We start from the raw sequence: 17,424 nt of genomic DNA on the forward strand, positions 1-17,424 counted from the left end.
GCCTTTAAGAGCAAGGGGCATCCAGTGGTAGCAGTCGCGGTACCCGGCTCAGCCGCCCGCAACCGCTGGCAGTACGGTCAGGCTGTCTCCGGCCTTGACCAGCGTCCTCAGGCCATCGGCAAAACGGATGTCGTCTTCGTTGACGTAGATGTTCACGAAGCGGTGAACCTGGTCGCCATTGACGAGCCTGGCCTTGATCCCCGGGAATTGGGTTTCGAGATGGTCGATGGCCTCGGCCACGGAATTGCCCTGGGCGTAAACCTCTTTTTCTCCGTTGGTCAATGGCCGCAACAGGGTGGGAACAATCACTGAAACCGACATGCAAGACTCCTTTTGCCAGTCACTGGCTATGGCGTTTCTGAAAGTGGGTGGAGAAGCTCAGGCTAGAATGCAGACGCTTTCCTCGATGGCCCTGCCGTCGAGCAGCCGGAAACTCCGTATGGCCTCTCTGGCGTGATCCCAGGTCGACACGATCAGGTAGTGCGCCTCGGGGCTGCCCGCGTACTCGATGTCCTCCCGGCTTGGGTAGGCCTCGCTCACGGTATGGGAGTGGTAGATCACACGGCAGGTCTCGCCGTGCTCGTCCAGTTCCCGAAAAACCCGGAACTGCTCGCGCGAATCGAACAGGAAGAAGGTCTCGGAAGCTGCCTGGTTGCGCATCGGCACGACCCTACTGGCTACCGTGCTGCCTGATGCCGAAACCACGATGCCGCAGGTCTCGATCGGGTGGTCGCGGTACGCCTGGGCCACGATCCGCTCCAGAGCCTGGTTCTTGATATGCAGGGCCATGCCTCGGGCTCCGGTCGTCAATAGCTTGGCAGCGAGGGATCAATGTCCCTGATCCATGCCAGCACGCCGTCCTCGAGATTGCGGGCATTGCGCATGCCCAGCCGCTGCAGTTCAGAGACGACTTCGGCGGAGCGCCTGCCGCTTTTGCAACTGACCACCAGGTCGGCATCGCGGCCGTATTGCTCGAGCAGGGTGCGCACCAACGTGGGGGACTTGGGCATCAGCGTGGAGCCTGGAATGCGGACGATGTCCCATTCGGTCGCCTCCCGGACGTCGATCAGCACTGGCATTGCCTGCCGGTCCATCAGTGTCTTGAGCTGGATCGCCGTAATGCTGGGCAAGGATGCGGTGTCGGCGGCCGGCGCCCCCAGATTGCAGAATGCCTGGTAATCCGCAGCCAGTTGGGTCAGCGGCTCGCGGTCCGGCAGGCGGCGGATGGGCAGTTCGCGGTAACGCATCTCGAGCGCGTCATAGGCCACGAGGCGCCCGAGCAACGGCTTACCGATGCCGGCGATGAGCTTGACGGCCTCGGTCGCCATGATGGCGCCGATGGATGCGCACAGAATGCCGAACACGCCGCCCTCGGAGCACGACGGAGCCATTTCCGGCGGCGGAGGTTCGGGATACAGGTCGCGATAATTCAGGCCGCGCCCATTCGGTGCCTTCTCCCAGAACACCGAAACCTGTCCTTCGAAACGGAAGATCGACCCCCATACGTAGGGTTTGTCCGCCAGCACGCAGGCGTCGTTGACGAGGTAGCGGGTGGCGAAATTGTCGGTGCCGTCCAGGATCAGGTCGAAGCGGGAGAAGAGATCCACCGCCGTGTCGCGTTCCAGGCGGTCGGTGAAGGTTTCCACCTCGACGAAGGGGTTCAGCCGGGCGATGGCCCGTCGGGCGCTTTCGACCTTCAATTCACCCACGGTGTCCACACCGTGGATCACCTGACGCTGAAGATTGGAATCGTCCACCCGGTCGAAGTCGATGATGCCGATGGTTCCGACTCCGGCTGCCGCGAGGTAAAGCAGGGTAGGGGAGCCCAGCCCGCCAGCGCCGATGACCAGCACCCTGGCATTCTTCAGCCGGCGCTGCCCAACCGTGCCTACATTGGGAATCAGCAGATGGCGGCTGTAGCGATTGATTTCTTCGCGGCTGAGCTGCGCTGCGGGCGCGACCAGAGGGGGTAATGACATATCATTTCCTTCGTTGATTCAATAGAAATGATTATCATTATTAAATATACGTATGGCAATATGCTTAACTGGTTATTTAGTATGCGGATGACACGAAAAACTATGCGGAGAATCCATCGCCAGGCATCAGCGCATACCAGCAGCTCCCATGCGCCTTCCTCGCGTCAATCGGTCTCGTTTGCCAGTACCGACTGTGCCGATTCGCCCACCTTGCCGCGTACCCGCCATGCCAGCCCGAAGGCGACCAGGACCCCCAGCGTCAGGCCGGCCAGCATGCCGTTGTAGTCCAGGCGGTCGAGCAGCACGCCGGCGGCGATGGGGACCGCCATCCGGGCTGCGGTGAACAGCGTGGTCTGCAGGCCATAGTCGGAAGCGTTGCGCTGGCGCCGGGTGAAGAACATCGTCAGCCCGAACATCAGTGCCGACACGGCGCCCATGCTCGCGGCCACGCAAATTGCGCTGGCGATCAGCCAGCCCGTGCCCAGTTTGACCCATACGGTGACGGTGAGCAGCGCCAGCGAGCACAAGGCCGCCAACAGGTACAGCACGATGGCGCGTGCCGTCCCCAGCACCGGCACCAGGCGTCCGCCAATGAGACTGAACAGCGCGCCGGTCACGCCGCCGACGATGCCCACGATGAACGCCACCCGTTCGAGCGGCATGCCCATGTCCAGCATCAGGGGCTTGAGGTACAGCCACACCGCGCCGATGAAGGGAAAGCTGGTCAACAGCATCAGCGTCCACTGCCGGGCCCCCGGCTGGTTGAAGAAACCTGCCCAGTCGGCCACCACGCCGGGAATGGGCACATCGCCGGCCCGCTCTGGCAGGGCCGCCCGTGAACGCAGCAGCGCAAACGGCAGGCAGCCGGCCAACAGGCCGGCACCCATGATCCAGAACGGCACCTGCCAGCCCATGCGCGACTGCACCACGATCATGATGCCGCCGCCGACGATGGCCCCCAGGAACAAGGCCGCGGAGCGGATGCTGCCTGCGCGCAGTTGCTCGCTGCGCGGCAGCCACTGCACCGCCAGCGCATTCAGCGGAATATCCGCCCAAGTGGCGGCGATGCTGATGGCGAAGGTTAGTGCGAACAGCAGCACGCGATCGTCGATCAGGTTCTGCCGTCCGATCAGCCAGTACAGCGCCAGCATCGCCGCGCTGAGCAGCAGCAGCCAGTGCGCGAAATGACCGCGTCCCAGGCGCACGCGCTGCACTGGCACGGCGAACAGGAACTTGAAGATCGCCGGCAGCGCGGCCAACTGGAACAAGCCGATTTCGGTGCCGCTCCACCCGTGTTGCCGCATCACCAGCGGCATGCCGAACATCAGGTAGATGCTGGGAATGGCCAGCACCAGGTTCATCCAGCCGAACAGCAGTTGCAGGCCGAGCAGGCGGGGTTTGGTCATCAAAGAGCTTCTCCTTTCCGAGCTATCAGAACGGTGACGGGCGCCACCGGAAAATCCACGTCCGCACAGGTCGTCACGTCGGTGAAACCGGCTTTGCGCAGTTGCCGTGCCAGCGCGCCTTCGGGCAGCACCTGCCGGCCCTGCATGCGCATGCGCAGGTAGTACTGCAGTACGCGGCGGTCGCCGGCCTCGGCATGGGCGCACAAGAGCACGCCGCCCGGCTTGAGTGCGGCATGCAGGCGTTGGAGGACGGGGGCTTCGTCGGGCACGAAATGCAATACTGACGAGCACCAGATCAGGTCGTAGCCGCAACCGAAGTCATCATGCGCCAGATTGCCGCCCATGCTTTGCAGGCGCCCCTGCAGGCCGGCCGCCTCGATGTTGTGCTGTGCCACCTCGGCGACGGACGGATAGTCGTAAACCACCCCGGACAAATCGGGCAGGTCCTGCGCCAGCGCGATTGCCACAAGGCCGGGGCCGCCGCCCAGGTCGAGCATCGTCCGCCATTGCAGGCGGTCGGGCAGGCGTCCTGCGATCCGGCGTGCCACCGGTACGGTAATGGCGCGCTGTTCTTGTGCGATCTGCACCCGGGCTGCCCTGGCCCATGCTTGCTGTGCCGTTTCGTCGGGGGCGGCGTCTCGGGGCGGCGCGCCTTCGCGCAGCAGCACTTCGAGTTGCTTGCGTGACCGGCACAACACCTTGTGGCGGAACAGCAGCGCGTCTCCGAGGTAAAGCGATGATGCCGGGCTCAGGTAGGGCTGCATCTGGGGATGGGTTCGGTAGACCGCGGGCGCTGTTTGCCCCGGCACGCGGGACGTGTGCTCCAGCACGCCCATGCTGGCCAGCACCTCGAGGAACAGCCGGGTATTGCCTGGCGACAGCGCCAGCTGTGATGCGACCTGTTCGGCCGTGGCGAATTCATCCAGATGGGTGAACAGCCCCAGTTCCAGTGCCAGGCTCAGGACATCGGAATCCTGGCAGGCCAATTGTGCATCCCAACAGGATTGCACCTGCGCCGGTACGGGCGAGACGGGCAGGGTGGGATATGGATCATGAGGAAAATAGGTCATGGTGCGTTCCATCTCTGTGGCAAAAGGCCGTTGCGGCGAGAGATTCAAAGCGTATTTGATGGATTGGCGATTTGATTTGTCTGTATTGCCGTATTCGATTTGATTGTTCTTGGTAAGGTGGAAATGATGGACTATATTAATGAGAATCATTCCGTCATTGGCTATGCGAAAAGCACAAATATCTATGCAAGAAATTCAACCCCTTCGAAAAGACGGTAGCGAGACATGAGTGCGCGCAACAACTGCTGCCGGCTGACACTGGACGAACCCCGTATCCGCAGCGCCCTGGGAAGTGGCAAGACCCGGCTGCAACTGCCCGAAGACATCGGCCATTGCTACCAGGATTTCGTGGAGCTCGAACCGGGGCTCGGGCTGGGCAGGCTGCACTACATCCCCAGCGTGCCGCTGATCGAAGAAACCAACGGGCCGCACGATGGCCACGTCATGGTCATCACCCTTGGCATGAAAGGCCGCTCCTGCTACGAAGGGCAGGACGCCACGAGCCTGGAATTCCAGAAGGGCTACACCACCATTTCATCCTTCCGCGCGATACCCGGCGAGCGGCGCTACGAAGCCGGCGATACCGTCTCGCAACTGCGGGTGGTGGCGCACGAATCCCTGATCTGCAAATACGTCGGCCAGGAGCGCACCGCCGAAATCCTCGGCAGCAGGCAGCTCAGCCGCCTGGCCTTCCGCGCCAGCACTCCGGCCGCGATGACCCACGCCAAGGCACTGCTCAGCCATCTGCTGCCCTGCCAGACCCGGCTCTCGCGCCTGGATCTCCACATCCACACGCTCAGCCTGCTCAACGAACAATTCAGCTTGCTGGCGCCGCAGCACTGCGCCCCATCATCACCGTTTTCGCCATCGGAAATCGAACGCATCGAAAAAGCCAGGCAGATCATGGACGAGCACCTGGACAAACCCCTCACGCTCGACTACCTCGCCACCATCGTCGGCACCAACAAGAACAAGCTCAAGGACGGCATGATCTACCTCTACAACGCCACACCGACCGAACTACTGCTGGAACTGCGCATGAACAAGGCCATCGCCCTGCTCGAATCCGGCCAGCAGGTGTCCCAGGTGGCCTGGCAGGTGGGATACAAGTACGCCAACAACTTCACCGTCGCCTTTACCCGCTACCACGGCAAATCGCCCAAGGCGATGTTCGGAAAGCGGGCGCTGGAGGGGTGAGTTTGCGGCCTAGTCCCGCCCTGTTTTGCATGCCGGATGGCAAAGCCGCCAGGGACGGATCATCGCGCTCAGCTCGGAGGTACGCTGAAGTGCCAGCGAGAGCGGGAAGGATCCGCGTTGGCGCACACGTCCAGATAGAGTGACCGCCACCGGTGAGTCTCGTCGAACGTGCTTGCGGACTCAGGGCCCACCGTAAGGCACAAGCCAGAGCGGTTCAGCTCAACCTGCCCGGAATCCTTCAAGTGAAAAACCTGGAGCGCCTGCGCTTCGAGGAAAGGCGACCGTTCGCCGCAGTTGCGGACCACGAGCCCAGCGCCCGGCAACGCGCGGCCATTCAGGCCGGCGGCCGTCAGGCACTTGTTGTCGTAGGCGGGGAACCGGATGTACCCGCTCGAATCGACGATCACCGCCTCATCCGCATACAACCCGGGTTTGCAGTTGTGAGCGGTCGCCGGCAGATCGAAGCGGATGTAGGGGCCGGAACCAACGATGTCCAGGCAATAGCCGTCCTCCGGGCGATCGAGCGTGTCGATGAGCTTCAGGTGTCCCGGAGGGGAGGGCGTTTGTGCGTGCCCCGGCGCGATGGATGCCAGCCCGAGGCACAGGATGAAGCAGGTACGAAGAGTCATGGTATCTGGTCGAAAACCGCAATTGCCGCTCAGGTTGGAAGGGGCTGCCCTTGGCCATGGCAGAGGTACCGGCTCAGGACGAGAGCTTCATCAACACCAGACCCCCGACAATCAGGATGGCGGCAAGGATACGCATCGGGCTGGCAACCTCGCCCAGCACAACGATGCCGACGACGAATGCGCCCACAGCCCCGATACCGGTCCAGATGGTGTAGGCCGTGCCGAGCGGAAGGGATTTCATCGCAACCGACAGCAGCCCGAAGCTGGCGATCATAGCCACGATGGTGATGGAGGAATAGCCCAGCCGGGTGAAGCCGTCCGACAGCTTCATCGTGTAAGCCCAGATGACCTCGAGCAAACCTGCAACGGCCAAGAAAATCCAAGCCATATGGCTCTCCTATATCAAAGAGCCGGGTCGTCCCGGACGGTAGATGGCCCGCAGGCTGAGGTCGTCCTCGATGCGAATGATACCTCATCGGAAAAAAACCGGGATACCGGTCAGTTGCGTCAGGCGAAGACGTCCAGGGCTTGCATCCGGGCGGGAATGTTGCGTTGGCCGTGCAGCACACGCCAGACATCTATGTGATCCGGCCGTTCGACGTAGAAGGCGAGGCAAGGATAGGCCGACAGCGCCCAGGAGCGCAGACCAGGAAGTGCCGAAGGATGGTTTCTATACCATCCGAATGGTTTTTGAGGAAGAGTTGAGCGGCATTGGGAATGCTGTGGACAGCACAATACTGGTTTTCAGTGTTTTTTCATGGGGTTACGATCGTCGATGCAATTTCTTGAATACGGCTTGAAGCAGTCCTTCAATCGTCGTACCATCCGTGCGGGCCTCCCTTCATCCACTAAGATCGCGTTCAATTTGGTTCGCAATGCAGTGTTGTGCTTTGCTCTCCGGTAAGCGGGGTAGGGGTACATAGGAAGCTCTTTGAAATCAATCCGCCGAATCCCTGGCAAGCCGCGCTTGCTTTTGTTTGGCGCTTTTCGTTAGACGATAATTCAAGAAATATTAGGAGACAATCAATGACCCAGTACCTGATTGAGCGTGAAATAAGCGGGGCCGGAGACATGTCGGCTCAGGCACTTCGCGACGCGTCCAAGCATTCCAATGCGGTCCTGGCGGATATGAGCCCGGACATCCAATGGGTTCACAGCTATGTGGCTGGCGACAAGATCTATTGCGTATATAACGCACCGAGCGAACAGCTCATTCGAGAGCACGCAGAGAAATCGGGTTTTCCTGCCAATAAGATCACGCCCATCAGCGCAGTCATCGACCCCTCCACGGCGAATGGCTAAAGCAGCCTGACGATGCCAGCGGACGGCCAGGAAGCCAAGGCTTCTGTCCGTCCGCTGGGTTTGGTGCCTTCCCCGATGTAGCAAACACCGCTCAATATCAGCAACGCAACGCCTCTTCCGCCGCTGCGGCAGCATGAAGCGCGGTGGTATCGAATAGCGGAACCCCCGCGTCCTGCTCGCTCACCAGCATCGAGATCTCCGTGCAACCCAGAATGATGCCTTGCGCGCCGCGCTCGGCGAGGCCTTGCATCACGTTGCGGTAGACCTTCCGCGAAGCGTCCTCGATGCGGCCGAGACAGAGTTCTTCATAGATCACACGATGCACCAGGTCACGCTCGTCCTGCTCGGGGATCAGCACCTCGATGCCGTGGTGTTCTGCCAGGCGACCCCGATAAAACGGTTGTTCCATCGTGAATCGCGTGCCAAGCAGGCCGATGCGGGACAAGCCGGTGTTGCGTATCGCGGCCGCGGTCGGGTCGGCGATGTGGAGCAGCGGAATCTTTACCGTGGCCTCGATGGCGGGGGCCACCTTGTGCATGGTGTTAGTGCATAGCACGATGAAATCCGCGCCGGCACGCTCCAGCGCCTGCGCCGCATCGGCCAGTACGGCTCCGGCCGCTTCCCAATCTCCGCAGTGTTGCAGGCGCTCGATTTCGCCGAAATCGACGCTGTAGAGCACGATCTTTGCCGAGCGCAACCCGCCGAGCCTGGCCTTCACAGCCTCGTTGATCTGGCGGTAGTAGGGCACGGTGGATTCCCAGCTCATGCCGCCCAGGAGACCGATGGTTTTCATGAGGCGTAGCCCCGGAAGTTGTGGGGCATGAATTATCCCATGAGCGTCATCTTGTAGCTTCCCCGCGGTCTTTCTATTGATATGGCATCACATCGCATGCCTGCATAGATTTTCGTGCCCTTCGCATAGAAATCTACTTAAGACTCATTCTCATTTGTGGATAGCATAAGAGCCGTAAAAGGAGTGCTGGATCACCCCCACGAGCAGGCGGCGGCTAAGCCCAAGTAACGACAGGGCGTACTGCAACGAAAGGCTCGTGGGGACAAGGCCCGGCATAGGTCGCCACCGGCGGAGCCCTGCAACAGACATGCATCCGGCCCGCTGCCAAAAGTAAAGGTTGTCGTTCGTCATGCTACCCATAACTACAAGTTCATCCCTTACCCCCAGGTTGCGGCCACTGGTCGTGTGTATCGGACTTGCACTGCTGCAGGGCGCTGTCGCCTATGCCAACCAAGGCACGGCGGTGGTGGAGGCGAGCGGAGAAGGGAAGCTGGGCGAAGAGGCGCAAGGCGGGCATCCAGACGACGCAACGGTAATGAAGAGCGTCACGGTAATCGGGCAGCACGAGAAGCGGGACGAACAGGGCAGGAACGACGTATTCGACAAGGACGTCGTCAATGTTTACCAGGGCAAGGAAGAGATCGAGCGCTACAAGGGCAGCGCGGCCGCCGACGTGTTCAAGGGAATGAATGGCGTCTACAGCGGCGATGCGCGCAACAGCGGCGCTCTGGACCCGAACATCCGCGGTATTCAGGGGGAAGGGCGGATTCCCGTGATCGTGGATGGCACGGAGCAGGCAACCTCGGTATGGATGGGGCCGGCAGGGGTCTCGAACCGCAACTACGTCGATCCCAACATGATCGGCGGCATCACGGTAGAAAAAGGCCCGTCGCTGACTTCGCCCGTCAGCGGCATCGGCGGTTCGGTACAGGTCAGGACGCTGGAGCCGGACGACATCGTCAAGCCTGGCGAGCGCTTCGGGATCGAATTCAAGGCCGAAACATCCACCAATTCCGTCAAGCCGAACGAAAGCACCTTTGGTTATTTCGGCAGGGATTATCGGGATATTCCAGGCGCGGCTAACAATATGTCATTTACCAACGGTCTCATCCTGCCGGGTCGGAGCCAGATCCCCAAGGAGGGCAATGGCGGCAGGAGCTTCAGTTTCGACGACAAGGCTTTTCGTCTGGCGATCGCCACCAAGCAGGAGCACTTCGATTTGCTGATGGCTCATAGCGACCGCAAACGCGGAAATTATTTCAGCGGCAAGAAAGGCAGCAGCAAATACGAAACCGATTCCTGGCGGGAGGATGCCGAGCGCGACGCGAACGTCGGCAGTGTCTCGGGGGTGCCCAGTGTTTCGTACATCGCACGCTATTACCAGCCCGGCGATGAAGTCAAGAACACGTCCAGCGACCAGCAATCCACGCTGCTGAAAGGCACGCTGCGCCTGCCGCACGACCAGACGCTGAAACTGGGTTTCATGCGCACCAAGCATGAGTTCGGCGAATCGATTCCGTGGATGATTATCCGGGCGATCGTGGACAGTGATGGAAGCAAACAACGGAACATGGACGTGCCCTACAGCGAAATCAGGCAGGACAATTTCAATATCGGCTACACATGGCAGCCTGCGGACAACCCCTGGGTCGATCTGGAAGCAGGTCTGTGGATGACGCAGAACGACAGCAGGCGCCATCAGAATGGCAACGATGCCTTTGGAATTGGTGATTTCGACCAGGCCTGGGACCGCTATACCCATTGCCATGTCCTGCATACGCCGCATCAGAACTGCGTCGGTGTTTCCAGCACTCCGCCAGAAAAGCTGCCCAATGACGATGGCCGTTTCAACGTGCAGGCAAGCGCACTGCAAATATCGGATCACCGCCGCACCGGCTTCAATCTGAGCAACCGCATGCGGCTGCATCCGACCCTGGATCTTGCCATACACGGCGATTACACCCGGGAAAAACTGAGGCAGCGGGATGCTTCGGAAAACCAGGTCCTGACGGAGCTGACCTGGGGCGTCAATCACATGGGGCCGCGTTCCGGCACGCGCCAGCAATGGAATGCCGGGTTCAATTTCGACTGGCGGCCCGTTGGCTGGCTGCAGGTGAATGCTGGCATGCGCTACAGCGATTACTGGTCGTTCGACGACAAGCTTGCGGAGAAGCGGCGTAATAAAAGTGATGTCAGTTGGGCCGTTCAACCAGAAATAACTGCGATGGAATATAGATATCAACGGATTATGAGTGATGACGAGGTTGCTGCGCAAAAAGAATATCTTTACGGAAATTATGGCAGACAGCTTGCACGCATTCAGCAGTTTTTCCCGGGTCAGCTTGAAGCTTTTCTGGGTGAGTATCCTGATGCTGAAACATTTGCCAATTCTTCATACAGGTATGTTGTGGACGGATACTGGTATTCATCGGAATCTGAGACGATTTCCGTTCCATATTCAGGGAATCACAAGGGGTTTGCCGAAATAAATCCTTTTATGAATGGTATTTTCGATCCGAACGAGCAAGTTGAAAATGCCCAAGGCAAGGCCGGTAGTGCAAAACGCTACGTCATGGGGGGGCGAAATATCGTTTATGGGCCCGAGCCAGCAATTGAAAAAAAATGGGCGCTCCCCAAAAGGGTGAAAGATCACGCCTGGGTCCCGCATCTTGGTATGACTGTATTTATCACCAACAACATCCGCTTGTATGCGCGGTATAGCGAGTTTGTCAGATTTCCCAGCGTATTCGAATCCTCCATGGCTTTGGCTGGAGGAAATAAGCGCTCGACCGGAGTCGCAGGCAGGCCAGAGCACGCTTACAACTGGGAGGTTGGCTACGTTCATAATCTTTCAGGGTATTTTGAAAATATAGAATATGTCGATTTTAGACTAAATTATTTCAACAACCGCATCGAGGACTATATTGACCGGGACTGGAGTTTCAACATCGTCCAGTTCGCGGAAAAGAAGCTGTCGGGGATCGAGGTGCAGGCCAGGGCGGATAGCGGGAAGTATTTCGCCAATTTCGGCGCCACTTATCGGCTCAAGCAGGAATTGTGCGACAAGGATTACGCCTCTTATCTTGATCCGATTGGCGGACGGATTTCAGCGTGCATCGACGGCGGGTTTCCGCGGACTTTTGCCCGGACTGCCCTGCAGCCCAAATATTCAGTCAATCTTGATCTTGGCGCCCGCCTTTTGGAGCGGAAGCTGCAGTTCGGCACGCGCGCTGTCTATCACAGCGAAGCCAGCAATGAGGACGAGGCGCAGTTCGGTCAGATTGGCTGGGGTCTAAATCGTGCCAATTACTGGAATCCGATTCTCGTGTTCGACGCCTATGCCAGTTACCGGCTGGACAAGAACATCGATCTGGATGTCGCCGTCACCAACCTGACCAACCGATATTACCTGGACCCGATGGCGCGCGTCAGTCAGCCCGCGCCTGGCCGCACGATCAGGGTGGGCATGACGGCAAGATTCTGAGCAGATTCAGTTTTTGGCCGTTTTAGAAAAAACGTCCGTTCTCGACCAACCGGAGATTGAAATGATGAAAACCATGCATTTCCAGAAACTTGCCATTGCTTCGGCAGTGATGATCGTGTCGGCATCCGCGCTGGCTCAGACGGTGTCTCCTTATGGCGGCGCATCGACTGATTATGTCAATACGGGTATCGGGACATCGATGGGAACTGGTGTAGGCATCTCGATGCCAGGCACCAACCCGCCAACAACCAATCCTGGCGACCAGTCCGCGATTGTCAGCTTCGCGGGCGGCCCGATCATGCAGACGAACTATGCTTATTCGACACAATCAGGGCCGTATTACTACATCTATATCCCCGGCTCAAGTGGACTCATTCAGATGGCCCAGACATGGAAGGCGAATGCAGCTTATGGGACGGAGATCTATGCCTATCGCCAGATCAGCAACCCGCTTCCGACATTCCCTCACTTCGGTGGCGAGGTCGTCGCCAAAGTTTCCGGGCATGAAGTCTATTTTGGCGAGTGGGCTCCCAAAGGCTCCAATACCGGAACGGGGAATGACACGAATCTGAACATGAATGATTCGAGGCGCACAGTTTTCTATGTTGGCGAGCATCCAACTACGACTACGCCAGTCATGGTGAATGCCCAGTACGATGTCGTTGGTATTGTTCAATACAACCCCGGAACCCAGGCTGGTGTGCATACTGGCACGCTGACCGCTCAGTATGGTGCCGGCAATGGCAACACGCTGAGCGGTACGGTCGGCTATGTCGATTTCGCCGGCACTACCATCGCTTCGAATGGCACGTTCTCCAGGGCTGCTGCAGGTAGCGATGGGGCCATCACCGGGCGCTTCTACAACAATGCAGCCGGTACCGATGTTGCGGCTGCTTTGGCCGGCTACTACAAGGATGGAAGTAGCGTCGCATATGATATGGCGTTCGGCGGTGCGCGAGTAACGCCGCTCAACAACCCGTAATTCTGGCCATCCAGGTGTAGTGGGAACAAGGGGGGCAAGTCCCCCTTGTTTCTTTCGAATTTAAATCGGTTTCAGCGGCAAGGCTGATTCATATGTTTCAACGCCCGATCATGGCCATTTTCTTCTTGGCTGTCATGCTTCCGATTCACGCCCTGGCTGACGATGACGATACCCGCCTGCTGCTTAACAAGATCGATCGCAGCACGGCGGTAAGGGAACGCTCTCACTTAGTGGAGGATACGCCGCCTGGCATCGATCCGGGATCCTTGATCACCATTGGCGAGACGACTTATCACGTCGAGAATACGCTGGAAGATTTGGGGCCGGCCATTTATGTTTCGATGAACCTGCGGCAGTGGCACAAGGTGGGGCAGTTTGTAGAAAAGTACCGCAGTTTGTCCGGGCATGAGGAAGGGCTCGTGCTATTAGCCGAAGGAATGCTGGACCGAGAGAACAGAGACTATCGCGCAGCCAGCGACAAGCTCAATGCCGCATTGGCGGCCAAGCCGGATTTCGCGCGTGCCAGGCTGGAACTGGCACGTGTCTACTTCGAGGATCACAAGTCGCAAGAAGCCAGGGATTTGTTCGACCAGGTTTCCACCAGCGGTATTCCGGATGAGGTTCGTCCCGTCATCGAAGGTTTTCAGCGGGCCTTGCGCGACCGCGATACTTGGCATGGTTCGCTGGCCCTGGGGCTCGGCTACAGTAGCAACGTCAACCAGGCTAACGGCAAGGTGCTGGTTTCGGAAACCTGCATTCCGGTCTTCGGCTGCGCGATCACCAGGCGTCGCATGGACGAGCCGATCGAATCCTCCATGTTTACCTATGATTTGACATTGAACCGTCGTTATCAGATTTCCGGCCACCACAACGCATTGCTGCGGGCGATCAGCTACGGCAAGCTGCCCAATGAGCACAAGGACACAACCGCAACGTTAGCCAGCACTTACTATGACGAAAGCACCAGCATCGTCTACGCGGGCTACAACTACATGAGTGCATTGAATGATTTTTCGGTGATGCCGCTGTTCGAACATCATTACGGCAACCGCCACGTCCGCTATCAGGCCGTGGGTTTGCGTCTGGACTGGAAGCACAATCCAAGGCCGGATACCCAGGTCGGCGTCAATGCGCAGCGAAAGCACTTTCGCTTTCAGGGTCGCGAACGGCAGTATTTCGACAATTACGACGAAAATCAGTTTGGCTTCTATGCTTCGAATGTGCTCGACGCCAAGACAATGATTTACGGCGGTCTGAACTTTACCCGCAAGCTGTTTCCACAAGCTGTTGCCAGCAGCAAGGAATACATGGCCAACCTGGGGGCATACAGAATGTTCGATGCGGGCTTCACCATCAACGCCACCGCGCTTTTTCGCCATATCCGCAACGACGAGGGCAGCCAACTCATGGGCGGGCGCCGCGAGGACGACCAGCAGATCTACATCGTCAATCTCGGCATGCCGCGCTTCGCGTTCAAAGGCATAACGCCCAATCTGTATCTCAAGCGCACGGTCAACGACAGCAGCATCGACTGGGCTTACGAATACCGCCAGACCGAAGTAGTGCTGAAGCTCGAGAAAAATTTTTGATACGCCACCATCAGTTACGTTGCGACACCGCTACAAGAATCCATGAAAACCGTCATTTCCTCGCTCGAATCCACCGTTGAAAGCCTGGTCAGGCTCGCAGGCGCAGTATTCAAACTCAGTGTCGGTCTGGGCAGTATCTGCGTTGTTATCTATGCGCTGCGCGTTAATCATTTTCCGCAGGGGGTATCGCTTGGAGATGGGCTCTTGTTCCTGCTGGCCGCGGCCTGCTTCGGGGCGGTTTATGCGTTGTTCGTCGGCTGCCTGCTGTCGTTGGGGATCTGCTTGTCCTTCATTGTCAGGCCGCTGCTCAGGGGCATTTTCTGGCTCTGGGGCAAGATTACCCGTGCCGATGTGAGACCCGGTTATGAGCTGGCTGGGTTCAATTGGTTTGCGCTTCCCTTCGCGCTTTTTGCGGTGTTGCTCGTGCTGGACCTGGGACGGGAAGATGTAACGCTTTACTGGGGTCTTCCGCTGCTGTCCGTTGGGCTCTACCTGTTCTATTCGGCGGCAAGGGATGCCGGTGTGCGTTTCCGTCATGGAGAACGTTTGCTTGCTAGCGCCATTGCCATGCCGGAAAAGGACGTATTCCGGCGTTCGGGAGAGGTGAACAAGTACAAGAATGTCCAGTTGATGGGTATCGCCGTGGTGGCGTTGCTGCCGCTTTTCTTGAGCGGAGCGTTCGGCTACCTTCTGGAAGGCGCCATGCGCATGGCCCAGGTGCGCATCGAAGCCCCCGCCATCTACGTGAAGGCACCATACGCCACGCTGTTGCCGGAGGCACTTGCCAGTCGCCACCCACGCGTTCCAGAAGGCTATACGGCCTACATCGGCACCACGGTGCTGTTCAAGGGCTTCGGCAACATGACGGTAGTGGCCTTCCCGGATGCGAACGGTACCCGGCAACTGGCCATTCCCAACGAGCAGATCATCGTGGAGCGCCAGTCTGGCGGCTAGACTGGGGAGCGTGACAAATTTTCGCCATGTACATCGTCAGATGATACTTGACGAGTTCCGCCGTAATACCATGCACACATGCCATTGCACTGCTGGGAGCCGATGATGAAGCAAAGGGTCGGGCGTTTGACGCATGCCGTGGGCGTGCTTGGAGGTCTGCTGTTTGCGTGCTCGGCACAGGCGGCGCCTGCGCTGCCGGCGTTGGGGGCTGATGCGAATGCAGTGACGGTGTCGGGTATTTCGTCCGGTGCCTATATGGCGGTGCAGCTGCAGGTTGCGCATTCGCGCTTGGTGAAAGGGGCGGGGGTGGTCGCGGGCGGTCCGTACGAGTGCGCAGAAGGCAGCATGTGGCGTGCGCTGAGCAATTGCATGGAGCCTTCGACACCGGGCAGCGTGCCGACGGCGGTGGATACCGAGGCGCGCATCGCGGCGCGTGCGCGTGCAGGCCGCATCGACGATCCTGCCGGGCTGGCAGAGGATCGTGTCTGGGTGTTTTCCGGTAGTGCGGACCGTACGGTCGAACGACCGGTGGTCGACGGCCTGGTGGCGTTCTACCGCAGCCGCTTGCCGCAGGCTGCCGTCCGTTACGTCCAGTACGAGGGGGCGGGGCACGCGATGATTTCGGTGGCGGATCCGGCCGCGAATGCCTGTGAGATTTCGGCACCGCCTTTCATCAATCGCTGTGGCGAACTGGATGCGGCGGGCGAGTTGCTGGCGCACCTTTACGGCCCGCTGGAATCGCGCGTGGAACGTCCCGCCGGAGATGTGATCGCCTTCGATCAGCGCGAATTCACCGGCGTCGCACCGTTCGAGCTGAGCATGGCGGCGCAGGGGTATGCCTACGTTCCGCAGGCGTGCCGCGCGGGAGATTGCCGCGTCCACGTCGCGCTGCATGGCTGCCGCCAGGGTGAGGGCGAGATCGGGCGACGTTTCGTCGACACGGCGGGCTACAACGAGTGGGCCGACGGTAACCGGATCATCGTGCTGTACCCCCAGGCTGCGGCGCGCAGCGGCCTGGCGTGGGGATCTTGGCGCTGGGTCTATAACCCGAAGGGGTGCTGGGACTGGTGGGGCTACACCGGTACGGACTATGCAACGCGCGATGGCGGCCAGGTCCGTGCCATTCGTGCCATGCTCGCCCGCCTCGCCGGGCCGCCCGCGAGGGGCGGGCAGGGCGCGGCTACCGATTGAAAGTTGGCTTTGATCAGGCTTGCATGTCGGCCGGGCGGTAGGCCTGGATGATCGGCAGCAGCTGGCCGAAGACTTTCGGCGTGCCGGCGACGATGTTGCCGGTGGCCATGAAGCCCGCCTCGCCCGACAGGTCGGACGCCAGGCCGCCGGCCTCCTGGATCAGCAGCACGCCAGCGGCCATGTCCCACGGCGCCAGGCCCATTTCCCAGAAGCCGTCCAGGCGGCCGCAGGACACGTAGGCGAGGTCGAGCGAGGCCGCGCCCGGACGACGAATGCCGGCGGTCTTCTGCGTGAGTTCCTTGAACATTCCCAGATAGGCATCGACGTTGTCGAACTGGCGGAAGGGGAAGCCGGTGCCGATCAGCGATTCGTTGAGGCGGGTGCGGCGCGAGACGCGGATGCGGCGGTCGTTGAGGAAGGCGCCGCTGCCGCGCGAGGCGGTGAACAGTTCGTTGGCGTTCGGGTCGTAGACCACCGCGTGTTCGAGCACGCCATTCTTCGTTTGCGCGATCGACACCGCGTATTGCGGAAAGCCGTGGATAAAGTTGGTGGTGCCGTCGAGCGGATCGATGATCCAGTTGTACTCGCTGCTTTCGCCATTGAGCGGTCCCGACTCGCCGGACTCCTCTGCTAGAATCCCGTGCCCTGGAAAGGCGTCGCGCAGGACTTCGATGATGGCCTGCTCGGCCGCACGATCGACCTCGGTGACGAAGTCGTTGGGCGATTTGCTCTGCACCGCCAGTAGGTCGAGCTGCGTGGAAGCGCGGTTGATGATGGTCGCGGCGCGGCGAGCGGCCTTGACGGCGATGTTCAGGGTGGGATGCATGCGGGGCGGTCTCGGTTAAAGA

General features: G+C 59.7%; 16 protein-coding genes. 7 read left to right on the top strand and 9 right to left on the bottom strand.

The window, feature by feature from the left end:
* Positions 1–48: 48 nt before the first annotated feature.
* From C666_RS02225 to C666_RS02245, 5 genes are all read right to left on the bottom strand, one after another.
* A complete protein-coding gene (locus C666_RS02225) occupies positions 49–321 on the bottom strand; it encodes a MoaD/ThiS family protein (RefSeq protein WP_004333205.1) in 273 nt (90 codons plus the stop codon).
* Positions 322–378: 57 nt separating this feature from the next.
* Positions 379–789: a M67 family metallopeptidase gene (locus tag C666_RS02230; RefSeq protein ID WP_004333208.1), complete on the bottom strand. Its 411-nt coding sequence runs from the start codon at positions 787–789 to the stop codon at positions 379–381.
* Between the two features lie 17 nt (positions 790–806).
* Positions 807–1,979, bottom strand: a complete 1,173-nt coding sequence (gene moeB, locus C666_RS02235) for a molybdopterin-synthase adenylyltransferase MoeB (RefSeq protein WP_004333210.1) — start codon at positions 1,977–1,979, stop codon at positions 807–809.
* Positions 1,980–2,143: 164 nt separating this feature from the next.
* A complete protein-coding gene (locus tag C666_RS02240; protein ID WP_004333211.1) occupies positions 2,144–3,385 on the bottom strand; it encodes an MFS transporter in 1,242 nt (413 codons plus the stop codon).
* The gene (locus tag C666_RS02245) at positions 3,385–4,605 is read right to left on the bottom strand and encodes a class I SAM-dependent methyltransferase (protein ID WP_211206703.1); all 1,221 of its coding nucleotides are present in this window, start codon (positions 4,603–4,605) and stop codon (positions 3,385–3,387) included. The genes C666_RS02240 and C666_RS02245 overlap by 1 nt, the downstream gene beginning before the upstream one ends.
* Before the next feature lie 75 nt (positions 4,606–4,680).
* Between C666_RS02245 and C666_RS02250 the strand changes: the two genes are divergently transcribed.
* Entirely contained in the window at positions 4,681–5,652 is a 972-nt protein-coding gene (locus tag C666_RS02250; RefSeq protein WP_004333215.1) for a helix-turn-helix domain-containing protein, read from the top strand.
* Between the two features lie 68 nt (positions 5,653–5,720).
* On the opposite strand, the gene C666_RS02255 is transcribed toward C666_RS02250, so the two are convergent.
* Both C666_RS02255 and C666_RS02260 read right to left on the bottom strand, forming a co-directional pair.
* Positions 5,721–6,281, bottom strand: coding sequence for a DNA-directed RNA polymerase subunit beta family protein (locus C666_RS02255; RefSeq protein WP_004333216.1), 561 nt, complete (start codon positions 6,279–6,281; stop codon positions 5,721–5,723).
* A 73-nt stretch (positions 6,282–6,354) separates the two neighbouring features.
* On the bottom strand, positions 6,355–6,669 hold the full coding sequence (locus tag C666_RS02260) for a DMT family transporter (protein ID WP_004333218.1): 315 nt from the start codon (positions 6,667–6,669) through the stop codon (positions 6,355–6,357).
* Positions 6,670–7,307: 638 nt separating this feature from the next.
* Between C666_RS02260 and C666_RS02265 the strand changes: the two genes are divergently transcribed.
* Positions 7,308–7,583 carry a DUF4242 domain-containing protein gene (locus tag C666_RS02265; RefSeq protein WP_004333220.1) on the top strand — a complete coding sequence of 92 codons (276 nt, stop codon included), beginning with the start codon at positions 7,308–7,310 and terminating at the stop codon, positions 7,581–7,583.
* A gap of 97 nt (positions 7,584–7,680) precedes the next feature.
* Here C666_RS02265 and C666_RS02270 read toward each other — a convergent pair whose 3' ends face one another.
* Positions 7,681–8,376 carry an aspartate/glutamate racemase family protein gene (locus tag C666_RS02270; protein ID WP_004333221.1) on the bottom strand — a complete coding sequence of 232 codons (696 nt, stop codon included), beginning with the start codon at positions 8,374–8,376 and terminating at the stop codon, positions 7,681–7,683.
* A gap of 403 nt (positions 8,377–8,779) precedes the next feature.
* Here C666_RS02270 and C666_RS02280 point away from each other — a divergent pair, with 403 nt between their 5' ends.
* The 5 genes from C666_RS02280 (at position 8,780) to C666_RS02300 (ending at position 16,576) form a co-directional block, all read left to right on the top strand.
* A complete protein-coding gene (locus C666_RS02280) occupies positions 8,780–11,860 on the top strand; it encodes a TonB-dependent receptor domain-containing protein (RefSeq protein WP_004333225.1) in 3,081 nt (1,026 codons plus the stop codon).
* Positions 11,861–11,921: 61 nt separating this feature from the next.
* Positions 11,922–12,842, top strand: coding sequence for a Slam-dependent surface lipoprotein (locus C666_RS02285; protein WP_038000689.1), 921 nt, complete (start codon positions 11,922–11,924; stop codon positions 12,840–12,842).
* A gap of 92 nt (positions 12,843–12,934) precedes the next feature.
* On the top strand, positions 12,935–14,431 hold the full coding sequence (locus C666_RS02290; protein ID WP_004333229.1) for a surface lipoprotein assembly modifier: 1,497 nt from the start codon (positions 12,935–12,937) through the stop codon (positions 14,429–14,431).
* Positions 14,432–14,473: 42 nt separating this feature from the next.
* The gene (locus C666_RS02295) at positions 14,474–15,385 is read left to right on the top strand and encodes a hypothetical protein (protein WP_028792228.1); all 912 of its coding nucleotides are present in this window, start codon (positions 14,474–14,476) and stop codon (positions 15,383–15,385) included.
* Between the two features lie 102 nt (positions 15,386–15,487).
* Positions 15,488–16,576 carry an extracellular catalytic domain type 2 short-chain-length polyhydroxyalkanoate depolymerase gene (locus C666_RS02300; RefSeq protein WP_245603924.1) on the top strand — a complete coding sequence of 363 codons (1,089 nt, stop codon included), beginning with the start codon at positions 15,488–15,490 and terminating at the stop codon, positions 16,574–16,576.
* A 13-nt stretch (positions 16,577–16,589) separates the two neighbouring features.
* Here the strand turns inward: C666_RS02300 and C666_RS02305 are convergent, their stop codons facing one another.
* On the bottom strand, positions 16,590–17,402 hold the full coding sequence (locus tag C666_RS02305; RefSeq protein WP_004333234.1) for an inositol monophosphatase family protein: 813 nt from the start codon (positions 17,400–17,402) through the stop codon (positions 16,590–16,592).
* Positions 17,403–17,424: the final 22 nt, after the last annotated feature.

This window comes from Thauera linaloolentis 47Lol = DSM 12138 (genome assembly GCF_000310205.1).
Taxonomy (GTDB): Bacteria; Pseudomonadota; Gammaproteobacteria; order Burkholderiales; family Rhodocyclaceae; genus Thauera; species Thauera linaloolentis.